The organism is Prolinoborus fasciculus (genome assembly GCF_056724605.1).
The window spans coordinates 1-16,589 of record NZ_JBWZQN010000070.1; the positions used below are offsets into that span (position 1 = coordinate 1).

Here is a 16,589-nt window from a genome sequence, read left to right on the forward strand (position 1 = left end):
AGTATTTGGATTGTCACTGCTTGCTCCAAAGTTAACATATTGAGCAGTCCAAAATGACCGCTATATTAACCAAGGGGGTCAGTTTTTAAATGCCATTAGGGGGTCATTTTTACACTGCCGCTAACAAAATTGTTGCTTATGTATGGGGTAACCGAGATTTAGCCACTGCAAAACGACTTAAATTAAAATTGAAGCAGTTAGGTGTAAGCTATACATGTATATCAAGTGACCATTGGGATAGCTTTGTTACGACCTTTAAAGAATGCAAACAGTTGATTGGTAAATTTTTCACTGTGGGTATAGAAGGCAATAATTGTCGATTACGGCATCGAATCAGGCGAGGCTTTAGGAGAAGCTGCAACTTCTCCAAAAAGCTTGAAAATCATTTCAAAGCCTTTGATTTAGTGTTCTTTTATATCAATAATGGATTCGTTTAATGCCAGCATACTTTTTGAAACACCACCCAATATTAAAGCTTCTAGCTCAGCATTGATTTTAGTATTTGGCGATTTTAAGGGACATTTACTATGACTACTTAATCCATCAATACCTTGTTCAGAATATCGTTTCCACCACTTGCGTAAAGTTGGTCTAGAAATGCCACATCTCCGACAAACCAGGCCAGTATTATTGGTCTCTTCAAATAATTTAACCCATACGAGTCTTTGTTGAATTTCTCTGTTCATAGACACCCATTATATTGAAGTGATGTCTATGAATCACACAGATTATCATAAGGCTTTTGAAACTGTCGCACCTCATGTTTGAATTCACCCATTAACAGAGTGCGAATTAGTCCTTGATCATGTTTGACCACATTTCAAGGAATAGTGTCCAACTTTCGGTATGCAGATTATGGTGTGGGGTTCTCTTAAAGTTTAAACCTTATTATTTTACTTCAGTAATGCTGATTGGCTGATCTTTTACAAATTCAACAACCCCTTCACCACGTTTAAAGTGAATTGAAACTCCATTATTATTAGCTAAACGAATACCACTACCAGCAACTGTTTGCTTTAAACGATATACCATGCCTGAGTTATCAGTCATTAAAGCAGTTTCAAAGTTATCCGATGATTTCAGAAAAATTAATAAACCATTCGGACCAGAAAATTTAAGGACCTGCGTATCAGCTGAAGTATTGCTTGTAGCCTTATCTTGTAAAGTTTCAGTCTTTGGACTCGAAGTACACCCAGTCATTGCTAAAACTAACAAAGTTAAACTTAAAAAATATTTCATTTAACTACCTTTTTCATCTGTAAATCATAGGTGTATTTATACTAATTGTTATAATTTAACAATAAAACAAATATTGCTTTTTTTTACATAAAAAAGCAATAAATCGCATTTTGAACCTTACCGGATTTATCGGAGATTTTTTTATTTAAGTTAGGCCACCTGACCTAACGGATTAATCTTATCATAGTACATTGCTTCAAACTCAAAAGGCGATACATAACCCAGTGCACTGTGTACATGCTTTTTATTGAACCAATCTACCCAATTTAATGTCGCAAGTTGTACATCTGCTAAACTTTGCCAATCTGCTTTTAAATATTCAATCATCTCTGTTTTGTATAAGCCATTCACTGTTTCAGCCAAAGCATTATCGTATGAGTTCCCATTGTACCGATTGATGCTCGTAAATTTTCTGCTCCTAAACGATTGGTATAGCGAATCGAAAGATATTGCACACCCCTGTCGGAATGATGAATCACATTCCTTGGCATACCTCAATCGTGTAATGCTTGCTCAAGTGCATCGAGCACCATATCTGTATTCATACGTGTTGATACTTTCCATCCAACAATTGCTCGTGAGAACACATCAGTAATAAAGGCGGTATAGACCCAGCCTGAATTTGTTTGAATATACGTAAAGTCATTCACCTGAGATACCGTCTTGGTAATCAATCAATAATTGAACCGCTCTATCTCTGATTTCAGGGGTATATTTTACTTTTTTCATTGGAACACTACGCTTCGCTACGTCTTGCGAAGCAATGCTTCTCATCTCAGGAAAGTTGGTCTCCGACAAACCCGGTACGGTTCAGTCAGCTTATTTTATAACCAGATGTACTTGTCAATCATGATTCTTTTTCTCAATTGCCTTAAAAAAACAATCTTGCTATTTTTGACTTTTCACACCATTTTGTTCAACTTGTACTGCGGCTTGCCAGCTAGGTAGTTGGCTTAAACCTGCTACGTAACGTTGGATATGGGGATAGTTTTCACCTTGTCCCATATGATAAACTAAAGCATGTAGTCCAAAGCCCATCATAAAGTCAGCACCGGTTAAACGGTCTGCCACTAGAAATTCTTTATCTTTTAAATATTCATTTAAATGGCTAAATACTTTATCGAACTCAACTTGAGTATAATTTTCTAGAAATACCAACTTCGTACCCTGCTTGGTTTCAATCGCATTAAACGTTTTTAATAAAAATGGCAGCATGGCAGAGCTTTCTGAGAAATGAATCCACTGTAGATAATCGACATAGGTAGGTTCATCCATATCTGGTGCTAAATGCGGCGCAAGTTTCTGAATTAATAACTCAACGATCGCACCCGACTCTGCAATAATTTTGCCATCCCATTCCAATACTGGAGATTTCCCTAAAGGGTGAATGGTTTTTAAAGAGTCAGGGGCCAAATGCGTGCTTGAGTCACGATAATAGCGTTTCAGCTCATAGGGCTGCTTGATTTCTTCAAGTAACCACAAAATGCGAAAAGAACGTGATTGATCTAAATGATGTAGTGTGATCATGATAATTCCTATTTTTTTAAATTTTTACAACCACTTTGCCAAAGTTTTCGCCTTTCAACATACCATTGAAAGCATTGATCGTGTTATCTAAACCTTGCACCATATGCTCTTTATATTTGATTTTTCCGTCTTTCAACCATTCAGACATTTGCTGATAGAATTCCGGATACTGACTGCCATAATCATCAAAAATAATAAAGCCTTGCATGCGAATACGCTTTTTTAAAAGGGTGGAAATAAAGCCCGGTAAACGGTCTGGCCCTTGTGCTTGCTCGGTAGCGTTATACTGGGAAACCACACCACACACCGGTACACGTGCCGCAGAGTTAAGCAATGGCCATACCGCATCAAACACTTTACCCCCGACATTCTCATAATAAATATCAATACCGTTGGGAGCTGCTTGTTGTAATTGTTCTGCAAAATTTTCATCATGATGATTGATACAAGCATCGAAGCCGAGTTCTTCTACAGCATAACGGCATTTTTCAGGCCCACCTGCGATGCCAACCACGCGACAACCTTTAAGTTTGCCAATCTGTCCAACCGTAGCACCAACAGGTCCCGTTGCAGCTGCAACGACTAAAGTTTCACCGGCTTTAGGCTGACCAATGTCCAACAGCCCCATATAAGCAGTAAATCCTGGCATTCCCAAAATACCCAATGCCCAAGATGGATGTTCAGGTTGCATACCTAAGCTTTGACATGCAGTCCCATTAGAAATTGCGTAGCCCTGCCAGCCATTTCCTGAAAGAACCCACTCGCCTTCTTTGAATTTTGGGTTTTTAGAGGCCACCACTTGACTGACTGTTCCACCGACCATCACTTCACCAATTTCAACCGGTGCTGCATATGAAGGAGCATCACTCATGCGACCACGCATATAAGGATCGAGTGACAAGTAAATGGTTTTTAACAATATCTCGCCTTGTTTAAGTTCATTGAGCTCAACTTGCTCAATACGAAAATCGCTGTGTTTTGGCTCACCCACTGGCCGTTTAGCTAAAACGATGCGTTGATTAATAACTGTTTTCACACATATAACTCCATGTTTTATTTAGAAGTATTTCTCTTCACAATTAAAAATTAAGATTAAAATTTCTTTACATCCATTGTAGATGAGTTATAATAAAAAACAATACGACTGGTCTATTTTTTTACAATAGAGTAAATAATTAATATGAAGCCTACTCCTATTAAAAAGTCTGAAGCGAAGCGCTTACACATTCTTAACACCAGTTCAGACCTGATTTTGCATAAAGGTTTTACCGGTGTAGGATTACAGGAAATTTTACAGAGCTGTGAGATCCCTAAAGGCTCGTTTTATCATTATTTCCAATCTAAGGAAGCTTTCGGATGTGAATTGGTACAGCATTATGTAGACAATTACCAAGTCCGTTTAAATGATGTATGGCGTAGTGATAAATCCCCTTATCAAAAGCTGATTGAGTATTTTAATTTATGGATAGAAGATCCTAAAACACAGTGTGGTTGGGCGGATAGCTGTTTAATTGTGAAACTTGCCGCAGAAGTTGCCGATCTATCCGAAGATATGCGCTCCATTATGTCCGCTGGCGTCGATGATGTAATCCAACGGATTGCTGCTTTAATTGATTTGGGTAAACAGGATCAATCTATCCAAGCAGATACCGAGGCCTCGACTTTGGCACAAGTACTTTACCAAATGTGGTTAGGTGCAGCATTACTGAGTAAGTTGCAAAAAGATAAAACACCATTACATCAAGCTCTGAGAGCAACTAAATTTCTATTAAAAGGTGAAGATTCATAAAAATTAAATTAAATATCAATTACATAATTAATAATAGCAGTCCAATGATTACTTATTAATGTGTTGCTATTAGATCAATTAACAATCTATGAGTATAGCGCACAATGAATTCTCCTCCTAAAGCCCTCATGACTCGTATTTTAGTCGGATATTTAGGCTTATATCCCACACTATTACTGGTACTCACTTTATTAAAGCCAATTACTGAGCATCAAAGTTTCCCGATGATGGTGTTGATTGAAGTCATAGTATTAGTGCCAGTAACGCAACTGATTTCTTTCCCACTGGCAGGTTGGCTCATTACACAGCTAAAAAATTTTAAGAATTTGTTTTAAGAAGAAGTTATGCTGGCAACAGCAATCCTAAGTTCTTATTTTGCCAACCACAAAGGTTGGCAAAATAACTCACTTAGTCGAGATTAATCTGCGTAAGCTGGATAATCAATATAGCCTTTTTCCGCCCCACCATACATAGTACTTGCATCTACTGCATTCAATGGCCAACCATTGGCGATGCGATCGGGTAAATCTGGATTCGCAATAAATGGGCGTCCAAATGCAATTAAATCGGCCAGCCCTGCCTCTAAAATTCGAGTCCCTCTTTCTGCCGTATATCGACCTGCATAAATAATCCGACCACTGAAAGTGTCTCTGACATCTCTACGAAAATCATGAGGAAGTTCTGGTGCATTATCCCAATCAGCTTCTGCAATCGATAAATAGGCAATCCCAACTTCTTCAAGTATTTTTATGGCTTCAATATAAGTCACATGTGGATCATCTTCAACCAACCCCATGTAAACACGATCTTCCTCTGTACTTTCAAATAGCGGGGCAAAACGCACTCCTAAACGATCTGCACCAACCACCTCAGCAACTGCCTCTACTACTTCACGTAAAAAACGCAAACGATTGTTTAGTGATCCACCATATTCATCTTCACGGTGGTTACTATGTGCAGAGATAAATTGATTCACCAAATAACCATTTGCACAATGAATTTCAACCCCATCAAAACCAGCAGCCAAGGCATTGCGTGCTGCTTGAGCATAGAGTTGCACTAATTCTTTAACTTCTGCATTGCTTAAAGCACGTGGCATTGAAGGATCAGCCAAGGCACCTGCATTGGGCCCGGTCTCAATAAAGACTTTAACATTACTATCAGCCCTAATAGCCGAGGGCGCGACCGGTGATGCATGATTGGGTTGCAAAGATGTATGTGAAACACGCCCAACATGCCAAAGTTGTGCAAAAATAATGCCTCCTTTAGCATGCACTGCTTCCGTCACTTTACGCCATCCAGCAATCTGTTCAGAGCTGTAAATACCGGGTGTCCAAGCATAGCCTTGACCACGTGGCTCGATTTGCGTACCTTCGGTGACCATAAATCCTGCACCGGTACGCTGTTGATAATAGGTTGCCATCAGTTCATTTGGAATATTCCCTGGCTGAGTACTGCGCGACCGCGTTAATGGTGGCAATACAATACGGTTTTGCAAAACATAAGGGCCTAAGCTTAAGTTTTGAAATAGTTTGCTGTCTTTCATTTCATTGTATCCAAGTCATCATGACTTAATTGATCTAAATTAAAAAAATACCCTTCCTTCCTGTATATAGAAAAAATAAAGGAAGGAAAGCTATTAACTCAGGCCCTTCACCATTAAGGGAGGGTTATTTTGCTTATTGCGCCAGTTGCTCAGAGTCAGAAGTTTATTCACTGCTAAGCACCACAACAGACACTAGCTACTCTTTATTTCAACAATTGAAGTAATGCTGAGGCAGTTGCAGCAGAAGATGCTGGATTTTGTCCAGTAACCAGCAAGCCATCTACTTGAACATGTACTTGCCAATCATCAACTTTAGAATAATGACCACCGTTTTGTTTAAGCATGTCTTCGACTAAAAATGGTACAATTTCAGTCAAACCTACAGCGGCCTCCTCAGTATTGGTGAAACCAGTCACTAATTTACCGCTAACTAAGGGCGCTCCATTACTCGCTTTCACATGACGAAGAACACCCGGGGCATGACACACTGCTGCAACAGGTTTGCCAGACTGAATCGCCTGTTCAATCAGAGAAATTGAAATCGGATCTTCTGCTAAATCCCACAATGGGCCATGCCCGCCTGGATAAAACACTGCATCATAATCAGCTACAGAAATTTCGCTAAGTTTATGTGTCTGTGCCAATGCTTGCATTGCAGTTGGATCTGCTTCAAAACGATGAGTGGTTTCAGTTTGAGCATCGGCTAAATTACTTTTCGGATCTAGTGGTGGCTGCCCACCTTGAGGCGACGCCAGCGTAACTTCAGCACCAGAGTCAATAAAGGTGTAATACGGTGCAGCAAGTTCTTCTAGCCAGAAACCTGTTTTCTTACCAGTATTGCCAAGTTGATCATGTGAAGTTAAAACGATTAAAATTTTCATGTTATTTCTCCGATAATTTTCATGATTGAGGAGCATTGTTACAGGGTCAGAGCATGCCAGATACGCGCATTTAGCTTAGATGCTCATCTCGAGAATTTGGCGACTGATCTCTAATGAAACATTTTTATGTTCGCCTAGCTGTGTAAGATTATGTGATTTAAGTTGCGTAATGATGATCTCAATATCTGTCTCCCCCAGTCCATAATCGCTAAGACGAGTCGGCAATCCAAGTTGCTCAAAGAAGGCTCGAGTACGAGCAATAGCAGTATCAATACGTTGTTCTTCATCACCTTCGACAATCTGCCAGACACGAGCTGCATACTGTAGTAATTTTTCTCGCTTCTCTTGACGACGCACTTGTAGATTGGACGGCAACACAATGGCCAAGGTACGAGCATGATCAATACCATATAAAGCCGTGAGCTCATGTCCAATCAAATGGGTTGACCAATCTTGTGGTACACCAGCTCCAATTAGCCCATTCAGTGCCATGCTAGCAGCCCACATCAAATTCGCACGCGTGTCATAATCTGCTGAATCTTCCAAGATTTTCGGTCCAATCTCAATCAAAGTTTGCAATAGACCTTCGGCAAAACGATCTTGTACGTGTGCATTCACAGGGTGAGTTAAGTACTGTTCCATGACATGAATAAATGCATCGACCACGCCATTAGCCAACTGGCGCGTCGGCAAGCTAAAAGTTTTATTCGGATCAAGTACGGAAAATTGCGGAAAAACATAGGGACTGCTAAATGACAATTTGGCTTGGGTCGATTTTCTGGTTACTACCCCACCGCTATTCATTTCTGAACCAGTTGCCGGAAGGGTGAGTACACTCGCAAAAGGCAAAGCTTGGGTAATTTTATTACCATGGGTTTCTAAAATCTCACATGTATCCCCTGTATAATTGACTGCTGCTGCAATAAATTTAGTACCGTCGATTACCGATCCACCACCGACAGCCATCAAGAAATCAATCTTTTGTTCACGAATCAGCTCTACAGCTTTCATGAGGGTTTCATAACTCGGATTCGGCTCAATTCCGCCAAATTCATGAATTTCTCTTGCACCTAATGCTTCACGCACTTCAGCTAAAGTACCATTCTTACGTGCACTTTCACCACCAAACAACATTAATACTTTTGCTTCTGTAGGCACATAGTCATTGATTTTAGCTATTGTATCGCCACCAAAAATAATGCGGGTCGGATTATAAAAGTTAAAATTCAGCATATTTTTATCCTAGAATGATCAGTTAATTGATTTGAAAAACCACCGTTATTCATCAAATAAACTTTTAAAAAATCGGACAACACTACGGCTTTTGCCTACACCATGTGCTAACTATACATAAAAATAGACCAGTCGTCTATTTTTATAAAAATTATTTCAGCTTGCAACTTTAGTGATGGTTAAACAAATTCAGGCTTGTTCTATACCGCTTTTATTATTGATGTATTTTCACGAGCGATTGTTGGATGAAAGGTATCAACACGTATGACTACTGACATGGTTGTGAACGCATTGGCTGAAACAGTGAATGGCTCATACAAAATAGCAATGATTAAATATTTTAAAAGCAGATTGGCACGGTTTAGCAGATGTACAAATGTGACAGTAAATTAGATAGATTGGTTCAATATAAAGCATGTAAATAGTTGCATTCGTTTATTTACCCTGTTTTGGATATTGACCCATGTAAATGATGAGATTAAGCCAATAAATAAAGTAGCCCAACTTGAATAAAAAGCCTATGACAAACCTCAAAGCGTTAAAGTGCTGCCTTTCATTCAAAATTTCAGACAGCACCCTCATACATTTAAGCATCGGTTTAAGCTGGTAGTTTACTCGCCAAAACATCTACTTTTTCAATAGATGGTGGCTCTGAAAATAGCTCTTCGGCCTGAGCCATCAAAGCAGCTGCAACCTTGCCAGATAAATGCGCTTGGCGACCCGCCTCATCAGGAAATGCATCAAAAATACCAAATGTTGTAGGTCCAAGACGTAGGCCAAACCACGCAACTGTCGCAGGTTCTTCCATGACAATAGGTAAACCGGCTTTAAGAAAAGCTTCCACTTCGTCTTCTTTACCCGGTTTAGCTTCAAGACGGACATATAAAGCTGTTTTAAGCATGACTAAAACTCCATAATTGATTATAATTCAAACTGATTCTGACATTGCTAATGTATGCATGTCAGAAAGTTTTGTTGTATAAAAGTTAAAAAAAATTCCCATAGCTGAGCCAAAATTTAGGTTTTTATTTCGACATAATGCTATGAATTTATTCAAGTTAATATCATTAACATTTGAATCAAAAAATCAAGATATGAGATGATTAAATTCAATCTTATTTATATAAGGATCAATTGACTCTACCTTAGATTTATAAGCTGACCTCTTCATCTGGAAATTATATTGCTCAAGAAGCATTCAAGAACAATATTGTACATCCTCATATCTATGAAAGTTATTTAGCTAGGAATTTGCTGTGAAACTCTATATGTTTCTCTATAAAGCTCGCAATAAAGTAATAGCTATGGTCATACCCTTCTCTTAGGTTAAGTGTCAGAGGATATTCTTGTTCCAAACAAATATCACTAAGAAGCTTAGGCCTTAACTGTTCTTCAAGAAAATCATCAGCTGTTCCTTGATCGACTAAAATAGGTAAATGAACTTCAGCGTTTTTGATTAATTCAATCGCATCATAGCTTTTCCATAAAGTTTCGGTTTCACCTAGGTAGTGTGTAAAAGCCTTTTTCCCCCAAGGTACTTGGCTAGGTGCAACAATTGGTGCAAAAGCAGAAATACTTTTATACAGCTCAGGATTTTTTAATCCAATTACTAATGCACCATGACCACCCATGCTATGACCCATAATACTTTGGACTTGATTGGTCGGAAAATTCAGGTCAATCAGATTTCTGAGCTCTTCCACAATATAATCATACATTTTGAAATGCTGCGACCAGGGTGCTTGTGTTGCATTCACATAGAATCCTGCGCCTTGGCCTAAATCATAATCTGCATGATCTGGTACATCCTCTCCACGTGGGCTGGTATCTGGTGCAACAATAATGACTTTATGTTCAGCCGCATACTTTTGTGCTCCGGCTTTAGTAATAAAGTTCTGTTCGTTGCAAGTCAATCCTGATAACCAATATAACACTGGCAACCGCTCATCTTTGTCATGAGGTGGCAGATATATTGAGAATTTCATTGAACAGTTTAATGCTATTGACTGATGGCGATACACTTCTTGCGATCCACCAAAAGAAGCATGTTTCTCAATTATTTCCATAATCAATTACCTATGTTGAGCAAGACTTCATGAGAAATCGAGTAAACAAAGAGTCTGACATTCTCCACAGAGAATACTGATAAAGATTTAAAATGTAGGTAGGTTTGTTGAACCTATACATGATGGATACATAGATAGATCTGTTTTACAGATGATGTGCCGTTTTAGAGGATTCCATGCATGTCATTCATGATTCACATGCATGGAAAAGTATAAGGTCTGACGGAATTATTCGTAATGAATTACAGTACGAATTGACTTACCTTCATGCATTAGATCAAAGGCTTCATTGATCTGATCCAAGCCCATCGTATGTGTCACAAATGGTTCTAATTGAATTTTACCTTTCATGGCATCTTCAACCATTCCTGGAAGTTGCGTACGACCTTTTACCCCACCAAAGGCAGAACCTAGCCATTTACGACCAGTAACCAGTTGGAATGGACGGGTAGAGATTTCCTGACCTGCGCCAGCTACACCAATAATTACGGATTGTCCCCAGCCACGGTGTGCACTTTCAAGGGCTGCACGCATCACATTCACGTTACCAATACATTCAAATGAATGATCTACACCCCAGCCAGTCATTTCGACAATGACTTGCTGGATTGGTTTATCGTAATCTTTAGGGTTCAAGAAGTCCGTTGCACCAAACTCTTTTGCCAGCGCAAATTTATCTGGATTCATGTCAACCACAATAATACGCCCTGCTTTAGCTTGACGTGCGGCTTGTACGACTGCCAGACCAATACCACCTAAACCAAAGACCGCAACACTATCACCTTCTTGTACTTTAGCCGTGTTATGTACTGCACCGATACCCGTTGTTACCCCACAACCCAGTAAGCAGACATGTTCGTGATTGGCTTCAGGATTGATTTTAGCCAATGATACTTCTGCCACTACAGTGTATTCACTGAACGTTGAGCAGCCCATATAGTGGTAAATCGGTTGACCATTGTAGGAAAAACGAGTGGTACCATCTGGCATTACGCCTCTACCTTGAGTTTCGCGAACGGAAATACACAAGTTCGATTTTCCAGATTTACAGAATACGCACTCGCCACATTCAGCAGTGTAAAGTGGAATAACATGATCACCTGGTTTGACGCTAGTCACGCCTTCACCAACCTCAACTACAACACCAGCACCTTCATGCCCGAGAATAGCCGGAAAAACACCTTCAGGATCATCGCCAGACAAAGTAAATGCATCTGTATGACACACACCGGTATGGGAGATCTTAATTAATACTTCACCTTTCTTTGGTGGTGCAACATCAACTTCAACAATTTGAAGAGGTTGACCAGGACCAAACGCAACAGCAGCACGTGACTTCATGGAATAATTCCTTATACAGATCTATTTTAAATATGATTTTAGAATCTTGGCGATTTCAGCCAATTCTTCTTTTCGTTGTTGTTCTGTGGTTTCACCTGATACTAAAGTGTCCTTTAAATGAACCTCCAACATTTCATTCATCAAACCATTAATAGCACCACGCACAGAGCATATTTGTTGCAGAATTGCACCACATTCCACATTGTCTTCTAACGCTTTTTCAATCGCTTGCGTCTGACCTTTGATCTTTCTGACGCGTAGAAGAATCTTTTTTTTGTCTTCAACCTGATTAGGCATCAGACCTCCTTATTTGCTAGCATTAATACTATAGTACCCCATAGTATAAAAAAAGCAATAATTTTTATAAATCGAAAATTAAAAAGATCTTTAGCGAAAATTTTCTATCCCTGTTTTTAGTTTTTTTAAATTAACATCATAGAGCTTATGCGAAAGTCACAAAAAAAATGGGACTTTTAGCTCCCATTTTTTATTTTGTCTCATGTTCTTTGTAATGCTGTGACCTTTTAGAATTATGTTTCAAATTTTAGCCACTTTGTAGATATTTTGAACGTTTCAAGCCTTGAAAATACTACCGACAGTTTAGATTAAACTGCCTTTACAGACTGTACTAGAATATTTTTAGTGAGCGGATGATATTTATTATTCATTATTTAGGAATTATTAAATCCTATAAATATCATTTATTGGATTATTTTACTTTGATACTGTGCACATCATCCCCCAGTTAAGAATAAGGAACAATTATGAATAAGATGATGAATGCTCTTATCCTAGAAAATTTTGGTGATCATGAATTTAAACGTGTAGAACTCCCTATACCTCAACCAGAGGCTGGGCAAGTTCTAGTACGTATTCATGCTAGTGGTGTAAACCCTATTGATTATAAAATTCGTCTTGGTGAAGCACCATATGCTATGCCAGAGCTTCCTGCCGTGTTGGGAACGGATATGGCTGGGGTTGTAACTGCTGTTGGTGAAGGTGTCACCCACTTCAACGTCGGAGATGAAGTTTACGGTCTGATAGGTGGCGTTCGTGGTCTTCAAGGATCTTTAGCAGAATATGTTGTAGCAGATGCTGATTTGATCGCATTAAAGCCACGCAATATCTCTATGCGCGAGGCAGCAGTACTACCATTGACGTTCCTCACCGCTTGGGAAGGTTTAGTGGATAATGCGAAGGTCCAACCAGGGCAAACTGTACTGGTTCAGGGTGGTGCTGGTGGCGTTGGTTATATGGTTGTTCAGCTTGCAAAAGCACTTGATGCAAATGTTTGGGCGACTGGTCGTACAGCTGATCAATCACTGATTTCAGAACTCGGTGCAACACCTCTCGATTACACAACAGCATCTTCCGATGACATTATTGCTGCAAGCCCTGAGGGTCAAGGTTTTAACATTGTTTACGACACTGTGGGCGGTCCAGTACTCGAAGCTTCACTTTCCATGACAACTCACTATGGCCACATTACCAGCTGTGCTGCATTTGGTAATCATCATTTAGCGAGTTCATCCCTACGGTGTGCCACACTGTCTGGCGTATTCGTCCTATTGCCGATGTTAACAGGCAATCGCCGTTCTCATCATGGTGATGTCCTTAAGATCGCTACTCGTCTCGTTGAGGAAGGTAAACTGCGTCCTCTTGTTGATCCTCGTCATTTTACTCTAGACCAAGCGATTGAGGCTCATGATGCTGTTCAAGATCGTTCTGCCAATATTAAGGTAGTTATTGATGTCATTTAACGCACTTCAGGCCAAGACTTGGCGCTTCAATTCTATTGGAGATACAGATGTTCTGACATTAGAAACACTTCCTGTGGCTTTACCAGCCGCAGGAGAAGTTCTAATCCAGATGAAAACGATCGGACTCAACCGGGCTGATGTAATGTTTCGGCGTGGTACTTATATTCAAAAGGCAGTATTCCCTTCTCGTCTGGGATATGAGGGAGCAGGCATAGTTCTGGCGATAGGTGAAGGTGTACGCCAATTTTCTCCAGGAGATGCAGTATCGATTCTTCCGACTGACAATCTAGCCAAATATGGGACATATGCGGACAAGCTTCTGATTCCAGAAACTTTTTTAGTTCACAAACCCGATAGTTTAAGTTGGGAAGAAGCTTCTTCAATCTGGATGCAGTATTTGACGGCTTGGGGTGGTGTAATCCATGCTGGTGGAGTTTCGAAAGGAAAAACGATCTTGATCACAGCAGCTTCAAGTAGTGTAGGACTAGCTGCGATACAGATAGCTGAAGCAGCGGGTGCTAAGGTCATTGCAAGTACACAAACGATAGAGAAAAAGCAACGTTTACTGGATTTCGGTGTTAAAAATGTTATAGCCAGTGAAGATGAACCAGATTTGTATGAGGCGCTTGTTTCACGTTTGGGTGGAGAATATCTTGATGTCGCCTTCGATGCTGTAGGAGGGCCACATATTGAACAGATTGCAAAAGCGATGTCTGTGGGAGGAACTATGGTTATGCATGGTGCACTTAGCCCGGAGATCACACCATTTCCCCTTAAAGTTGCATTACGCAAGAGCTTAACCATGCGAGGTTTTTTGTTCCTAGAGGTTCTCCATGACCCTGTTCTAAGGGAGCAAGCCAGACGATTTATTCTTAGCAGTATAGGTGCAGGGTATCTTCGTCCAGTGATCGACTGTTGCTTTAACTTTGAGGACATGCATGACGCTCAGCGCTATCTTGAATCAAATCAGCAAATAGGAAAAATTGTAGTTACTCTGAATACATGATGGTCTTATCGGATTTCTACTTTCTAGAAAAAAGGTTAGTTCCATCTGATTCAGGTTTCTATATGGCCCAGCACTTCCGCTAAGTAATCAAACAATGCTCGGATTCGCAAAGGTGTCGGGCCCCGCTGTGGACGATATAAATACAGGCGCCAAACGGGAGAGGTTTCCTCATGAAGTATCTGAATGAGCTTACCACTCCTAAGCCACGGCAAAACTTGAAATCCAGGCATGTGTCCGAATCCGACTCCAGCGAGAATAGCTTGAAATTCAGCTTCAAGATCATCTGTAATAAAACGAGGCTTTGATGGCGTAAAGCTTCGACTTTCGGTGAATGTCCATGGCCAGTAACGCCCTGTTTTATGATCGACTAGGGCTGTTAGAGGGTATTTATCAAGGTCAATAATTTTTTTGGGCATTCCAACCTTATCAATTAACTCTGGCGTACCCACAGAATAAAAGTTCACTTTAGCCAATTCCCTTGCCACATATCGATTGTCCGGCAAAAATCCAAATCTGATCCCGATATCTATCCGCTCATCGATCACATCCGAGTGTGAATCTGTTAGCACACAATTCACGACAATATCTGGATAACGTGTGGCAAATTCTGCTAGTGCAGGTACTACCAATTTACGCCCTAACACAGACGATACAGTAAGACGGACAGTCCCACGTATTTCATCTCGTTTTTCCTTGGTGTCTTTTACAAACAAAGCATCAATCGATCCCACCGCAAAACGTGCTTGCTTTGCCAGACGCTCTCCATCAGCGGTAATTTTAATTTGTCGAGTACTCCTGTAAAACAGAATCTCTCCGCGCTGCTCTTCTAGCTCTTTTATTGCCCGTGTCACTACCTGTGGGGAAATACCCAGCTGAGTTGCTGCCTCTTTAAAATTTCGAGACTCTGCTGCGACACAAAAGATACGCATCATTTCCAATTTGTTATGCATGTCCAATCCTGTGTTATGGTAATTATTCCGTAAATAGGAATTCTGAAAGATAATATTATTCATTTATTATACCTAACAAGGCTGTAATACTTAATCCATCAAATATGATTGACAGATAGGTTGAAGGTTACTTGTATGAATAATATAGAAAATAAAGTTATTGTTATCACAGGTGCAAGTAGTGGTTTAGGTGAAGCTACTGCTCGCTTACTTGCTAAAAAAGGTGCAAAGGTTGTACTTGGTGCTAGACGTACTGAAAAATTAGAGGCTATTGTTCACGATATTCGTGCTGAAGGTGGTCAAGCTGAATTTATTGGTATGGATATAACCAAACCACATGAAGTACAAGCACTTATTGAAAAGGCATTAAGCGCATTTGGTCAAATCGATGTATTGGTAAACAATGCTGGATTAATGTCTATTGCACCATTAAGTGAGCTAAAAGTTGATGAATGGGATCGTATGATCGACATTAATATTAAAGGTGTTCTTTATGGTATAGCAGCTACTCTACCTGTTTTCCAAAAACAAAACTTTGGACACTTTATTAATCTCGCATCTGTTGCAGGGTTAAAAGTATTTAGTCCAGGAGGTACTGTTTATAGCGGTACTAAGTTTGCTGTAAGAGCCATCTCTGAAGGACTTCGTCATGAAGTTGGGGGAACAATTAGAACGACGACTATTGAGCCTGGTGCAGTTGAGTCAGAACTAAAATTTGGTTCTTCTCATAAAGAAAGTTCAGAGTTCGTTACGGATTTCTACAAACAAGCCATACCAGCTGACTCAGTCGCTCGAGCAATTGCTTATGCAATTGAACAGCCTGCGGATGTAGATATTAATGAAATTGTTTTGCGCCCAACGAGCCAAGAGTTTTAATTATTGAATAACAAAAAATGGGAGCACTTCGCTTCCATTTTTACTATATTTTTTTAAAGTTGTGGACAAATCTATGAAAGCCGTATCGTATGTTATAAATAACCATGATGATTTTAAAAATTCATTGGTAGATATTGAAAAAGCGAAGCCTACGCTTAAGGAACGTGATGTACTGGTAAAAGTTCAGGCAATCTCTGTGAATCCAGTTGATACTAAAGTGAGAAAAAATTCGTCTGAAGCAAATAATCTAGGACTTACGCACTGTTATTTATAGACTCTCTGTGGTAGCAGATGATTTTTATCGAGAATAAAGTCATCAATGAAGTTTTTGATAATTGGTCTAAATAATTTCTTCTGCCAACGATATACATTTTC

Annotated in this window: 17 protein-coding genes and 5 pseudogenes; 8 read left to right on the forward strand and 14 right to left on the reverse strand. The window is 39.7% G+C overall.

Features of this window, described 5'->3' with window-relative positions; all coding sequences use genetic code 11:
• Positions 1 to 125: 125 nt before the first annotated feature.
• Positions 126 to 437: pseudogene (locus AC1P5O_RS14235) on the forward strand (IS1 family transposase); the annotation flags it as partial.
• A gap of 27 nt (positions 438 to 464) precedes the next feature.
• On the opposite strand, the pseudogene AC1P5O_RS14240 reads toward AC1P5O_RS14235, so the two are convergent.
• The 5 genes and pseudogenes from AC1P5O_RS14240 to curA form a co-directional block, all read right to left on the reverse strand.
• A pseudogene (locus AC1P5O_RS14240) lies at positions 465 to 686 on the reverse strand (helix-turn-helix domain-containing protein); the annotation flags it as partial.
• Between the two features lie 202 nt (positions 687 to 888).
• Positions 889 to 1,239 carry a hypothetical protein gene (locus tag AC1P5O_RS14245; RefSeq protein ID WP_004281821.1) on the reverse strand — a complete coding sequence of 117 codons (351 nt, stop codon included), beginning with the start codon at positions 1,237 to 1,239 and terminating at the stop codon, positions 889 to 891.
• 150 nt (positions 1,240 to 1,389) lie between these two features.
• A pseudogene (locus AC1P5O_RS14250) lies at positions 1,390 to 1,889 on the reverse strand (IS3 family transposase); the annotation flags it as partial.
• 238 nt (positions 1,890 to 2,127) lie between these two features.
• Positions 2,128 to 2,766, reverse strand: a complete 639-nt coding sequence (locus AC1P5O_RS14255) for a glutathione S-transferase family protein (RefSeq protein WP_103800936.1) — start codon at positions 2,764 to 2,766, stop codon at positions 2,128 to 2,130.
• A gap of 16 nt (positions 2,767 to 2,782) precedes the next feature.
• A complete protein-coding gene (curA, locus tag AC1P5O_RS14260) occupies positions 2,783 to 3,802 on the reverse strand; it encodes an NADPH-dependent curcumin/dihydrocurcumin reductase (RefSeq protein WP_103800937.1) in 1,020 nt (339 codons plus the stop codon).
• Positions 3,803 to 3,946: 144 nt separating this feature from the next.
• Between curA and AC1P5O_RS14265 the strand changes: the two genes are divergently transcribed.
• Together AC1P5O_RS14265 and AC1P5O_RS14270 are read left to right on the forward strand one after the other, a co-directional pair.
• Positions 3,947 to 4,555 (forward strand): TetR/AcrR family transcriptional regulator, encoded by a 609-nt coding sequence (locus AC1P5O_RS14265; protein WP_103800938.1) that lies wholly within the window; start codon positions 3,947 to 3,949, stop codon positions 4,553 to 4,555.
• 104 nt (positions 4,556 to 4,659) lie between these two features.
• Positions 4,660 to 4,890: a hypothetical protein gene (locus tag AC1P5O_RS14270; RefSeq protein ID WP_001087955.1), complete on the forward strand. Its 231-nt coding sequence runs from the start codon at positions 4,660 to 4,662 to the stop codon at positions 4,888 to 4,890.
• 83 nt (positions 4,891 to 4,973) lie between these two features.
• Here the strand turns inward: AC1P5O_RS14270 and AC1P5O_RS14275 are convergent, their stop codons facing one another.
• The 3 genes from AC1P5O_RS14275 to AC1P5O_RS14285 form a co-directional block, all read right to left on the reverse strand.
• Entirely contained in the window at positions 4,974 to 6,101 is a 1,128-nt protein-coding gene (locus AC1P5O_RS14275; protein WP_103800939.1) for an alkene reductase, read from the reverse strand.
• A gap of 203 nt (positions 6,102 to 6,304) precedes the next feature.
• The gene (locus tag AC1P5O_RS14280; protein ID WP_004647734.1) at positions 6,305 to 6,982 is read right to left on the reverse strand and encodes a type 1 glutamine amidotransferase domain-containing protein; all 678 of its coding nucleotides are present in this window, start codon (positions 6,980 to 6,982) and stop codon (positions 6,305 to 6,307) included.
• Between the two features lie 75 nt (positions 6,983 to 7,057).
• Positions 7,058 to 8,215, reverse strand: coding sequence for an iron-containing alcohol dehydrogenase (locus tag AC1P5O_RS14285; RefSeq protein WP_153567051.1), 1,158 nt, complete (start codon positions 8,213 to 8,215; stop codon positions 7,058 to 7,060).
• Positions 8,216 to 8,398: 183 nt separating this feature from the next.
• On the opposite strand from AC1P5O_RS14285, the pseudogene AC1P5O_RS14290 reads away from it, so the two are divergent.
• Positions 8,399 to 8,728 (forward strand): annotated as a pseudogene (locus AC1P5O_RS14290) (IS3 family transposase); the annotation flags it as partial.
• Between the two features lie 85 nt (positions 8,729 to 8,813).
• Here AC1P5O_RS14290 and AC1P5O_RS14295 read toward each other — a convergent pair.
• The 4 genes from AC1P5O_RS14295 to AC1P5O_RS14310 form a co-directional block, all read right to left on the reverse strand.
• Positions 8,814 to 9,116: a putative quinol monooxygenase gene (locus AC1P5O_RS14295; protein WP_000920558.1), complete on the reverse strand. Its 303-nt coding sequence runs from the start codon at positions 9,114 to 9,116 to the stop codon at positions 8,814 to 8,816.
• A gap of 334 nt (positions 9,117 to 9,450) precedes the next feature.
• Entirely contained in the window at positions 9,451 to 10,281 is an 831-nt protein-coding gene (fghA, locus tag AC1P5O_RS14300; protein WP_000402510.1) for an S-formylglutathione hydrolase, read from the reverse strand.
• Positions 10,282 to 10,509: 228 nt separating this feature from the next.
• The gene (locus tag AC1P5O_RS14305; RefSeq protein ID WP_000842149.1) at positions 10,510 to 11,622 is read right to left on the reverse strand and encodes an S-(hydroxymethyl)glutathione dehydrogenase/class III alcohol dehydrogenase; all 1,113 of its coding nucleotides are present in this window, start codon (positions 11,620 to 11,622) and stop codon (positions 10,510 to 10,512) included.
• Between the two features lie 21 nt (positions 11,623 to 11,643).
• Positions 11,644 to 11,919 carry a metal/formaldehyde-sensitive transcriptional repressor gene (locus AC1P5O_RS14310; RefSeq protein ID WP_001133624.1) on the reverse strand — a complete coding sequence of 92 codons (276 nt, stop codon included), beginning with the start codon at positions 11,917 to 11,919 and terminating at the stop codon, positions 11,644 to 11,646.
• A 467-nt stretch (positions 11,920 to 12,386) separates the two neighbouring features.
• Here AC1P5O_RS14310 and AC1P5O_RS14315 point away from each other — a divergent pair, with 467 nt between their 5' ends.
• The gene (locus AC1P5O_RS14315; protein ID WP_103800993.1) at positions 12,387 to 13,382 is read left to right on the forward strand and encodes a zinc-dependent alcohol dehydrogenase family protein; all 996 of its coding nucleotides are present in this window, start codon (positions 12,387 to 12,389) and stop codon (positions 13,380 to 13,382) included.
• Positions 13,372 to 14,388, forward strand: coding sequence for a zinc-dependent alcohol dehydrogenase family protein (locus AC1P5O_RS14320; protein WP_138743190.1), 1,017 nt, complete (start codon positions 13,372 to 13,374; stop codon positions 14,386 to 14,388). Before AC1P5O_RS14315 ends, AC1P5O_RS14320 begins: the two co-directional genes overlap by 11 nt.
• 50 nt (positions 14,389 to 14,438) lie before the next feature.
• Here AC1P5O_RS14320 and AC1P5O_RS14325 read toward each other — a convergent pair whose 3' ends face one another.
• Positions 14,439 to 15,338 carry a LysR family transcriptional regulator gene (locus AC1P5O_RS14325; protein ID WP_499006220.1) on the reverse strand — a complete coding sequence of 300 codons (900 nt, stop codon included), beginning with the start codon at positions 15,336 to 15,338 and terminating at the stop codon, positions 14,439 to 14,441.
• 135 nt (positions 15,339 to 15,473) lie between these two features.
• Here AC1P5O_RS14325 and AC1P5O_RS14330 point away from each other — a divergent pair, with 135 nt between their 5' ends.
• Complete coding sequence (locus AC1P5O_RS14330; RefSeq protein ID WP_005093669.1) at positions 15,474 to 16,214, forward strand: SDR family oxidoreductase; 741 nt, start codon at positions 15,474 to 15,476, stop codon at positions 16,212 to 16,214.
• Between the two features lie 73 nt (positions 16,215 to 16,287).
• Positions 16,288 to 16,488: a hypothetical protein gene (locus AC1P5O_RS14335; RefSeq protein ID WP_499006222.1), complete on the forward strand. Its 201-nt coding sequence runs from the start codon at positions 16,288 to 16,290 to the stop codon at positions 16,486 to 16,488.
• Here AC1P5O_RS14335 and AC1P5O_RS14340 read toward each other — a convergent pair.
• Positions 16,479 to 16,589 (reverse strand): annotated as a pseudogene (locus AC1P5O_RS14340) (IS701 family transposase); the annotation flags it as partial. The gene AC1P5O_RS14335 and the pseudogene AC1P5O_RS14340 sit on opposite strands and share 10 nt — an antisense overlap.

Coding starts and splice junctions, on each gene's coding strand:
- AC1P5O_RS14245 (WP_004281821.1), bottom strand. CDS start 1,239: ATGAAATATTTTTTAAGTTTAACTTTGTTAGTTTTAGCAATGACTGGG.
- AC1P5O_RS14255 (WP_103800936.1), bottom strand. CDS start 2,766: ATGATCACACTACATCATTTAGATCAATCACGTTCTTTTCGCATTTTG.
- AC1P5O_RS14265 (WP_103800938.1), top strand. CDS start 3,947: ATGAAGCCTACTCCTATTAAAAAGTCTGAAGCGAAGCGCTTACACATT.
- AC1P5O_RS14270 (WP_001087955.1), top strand. CDS start 4,660: ATGAATTCTCCTCCTAAAGCCCTCATGACTCGTATTTTAGTCGGATAT.
- AC1P5O_RS14275 (WP_103800939.1), bottom strand. CDS start 6,101: ATGAAAGACAGCAAACTATTTCAAAACTTAAGCTTAGGCCCTTATGTT.
- AC1P5O_RS14280 (WP_004647734.1), bottom strand. CDS start 6,982: ATGAAAATTTTAATCGTTTTAACTTCACATGATCAACTTGGCAATACT.
- AC1P5O_RS14285 (WP_153567051.1), bottom strand. CDS start 8,215: ATGCTGAATTTTAACTTTTATAATCCGACCCGCATTATTTTTGGTGGC.
- AC1P5O_RS14295 (WP_000920558.1), bottom strand. CDS start 9,116: ATGCTTAAAACAGCTTTATATGTCCGTCTTGAAGCTAAACCGGGTAAA.
- fghA (WP_000402510.1), bottom strand. CDS start 10,281: ATGGAAATAATTGAGAAACATGCTTCTTTTGGTGGATCGCAAGAAGTG.
- AC1P5O_RS14305 (WP_000842149.1), bottom strand. CDS start 11,622: ATGAAGTCACGTGCTGCTGTTGCGTTTGGTCCTGGTCAACCTCTTCAA.
- AC1P5O_RS14310 (WP_001133624.1), bottom strand. CDS start 11,919: ATGCCTAATCAGGTTGAAGACAAAAAAAAGATTCTTCTACGCGTCAGA.
- AC1P5O_RS14315 (WP_103800993.1), top strand. CDS start 12,387: ATGAATAAGATGATGAATGCTCTTATCCTAGAAAATTTTGGTGATCAT.
- AC1P5O_RS14320 (WP_138743190.1), top strand. CDS start 13,372: ATGTCATTTAACGCACTTCAGGCCAAGACTTGGCGCTTCAATTCTATT.
- AC1P5O_RS14325 (WP_499006220.1), bottom strand. CDS start 15,338: ATGCATAACAAATTGGAAATGATGCGTATCTTTTGTGTCGCAGCAGAG.
- AC1P5O_RS14330 (WP_005093669.1), top strand. CDS start 15,474: ATGAATAATATAGAAAATAAAGTTATTGTTATCACAGGTGCAAGTAGT.
- AC1P5O_RS14335 (WP_499006222.1), top strand. CDS start 16,288: ATGAAAGCCGTATCGTATGTTATAAATAACCATGATGATTTTAAAAAT.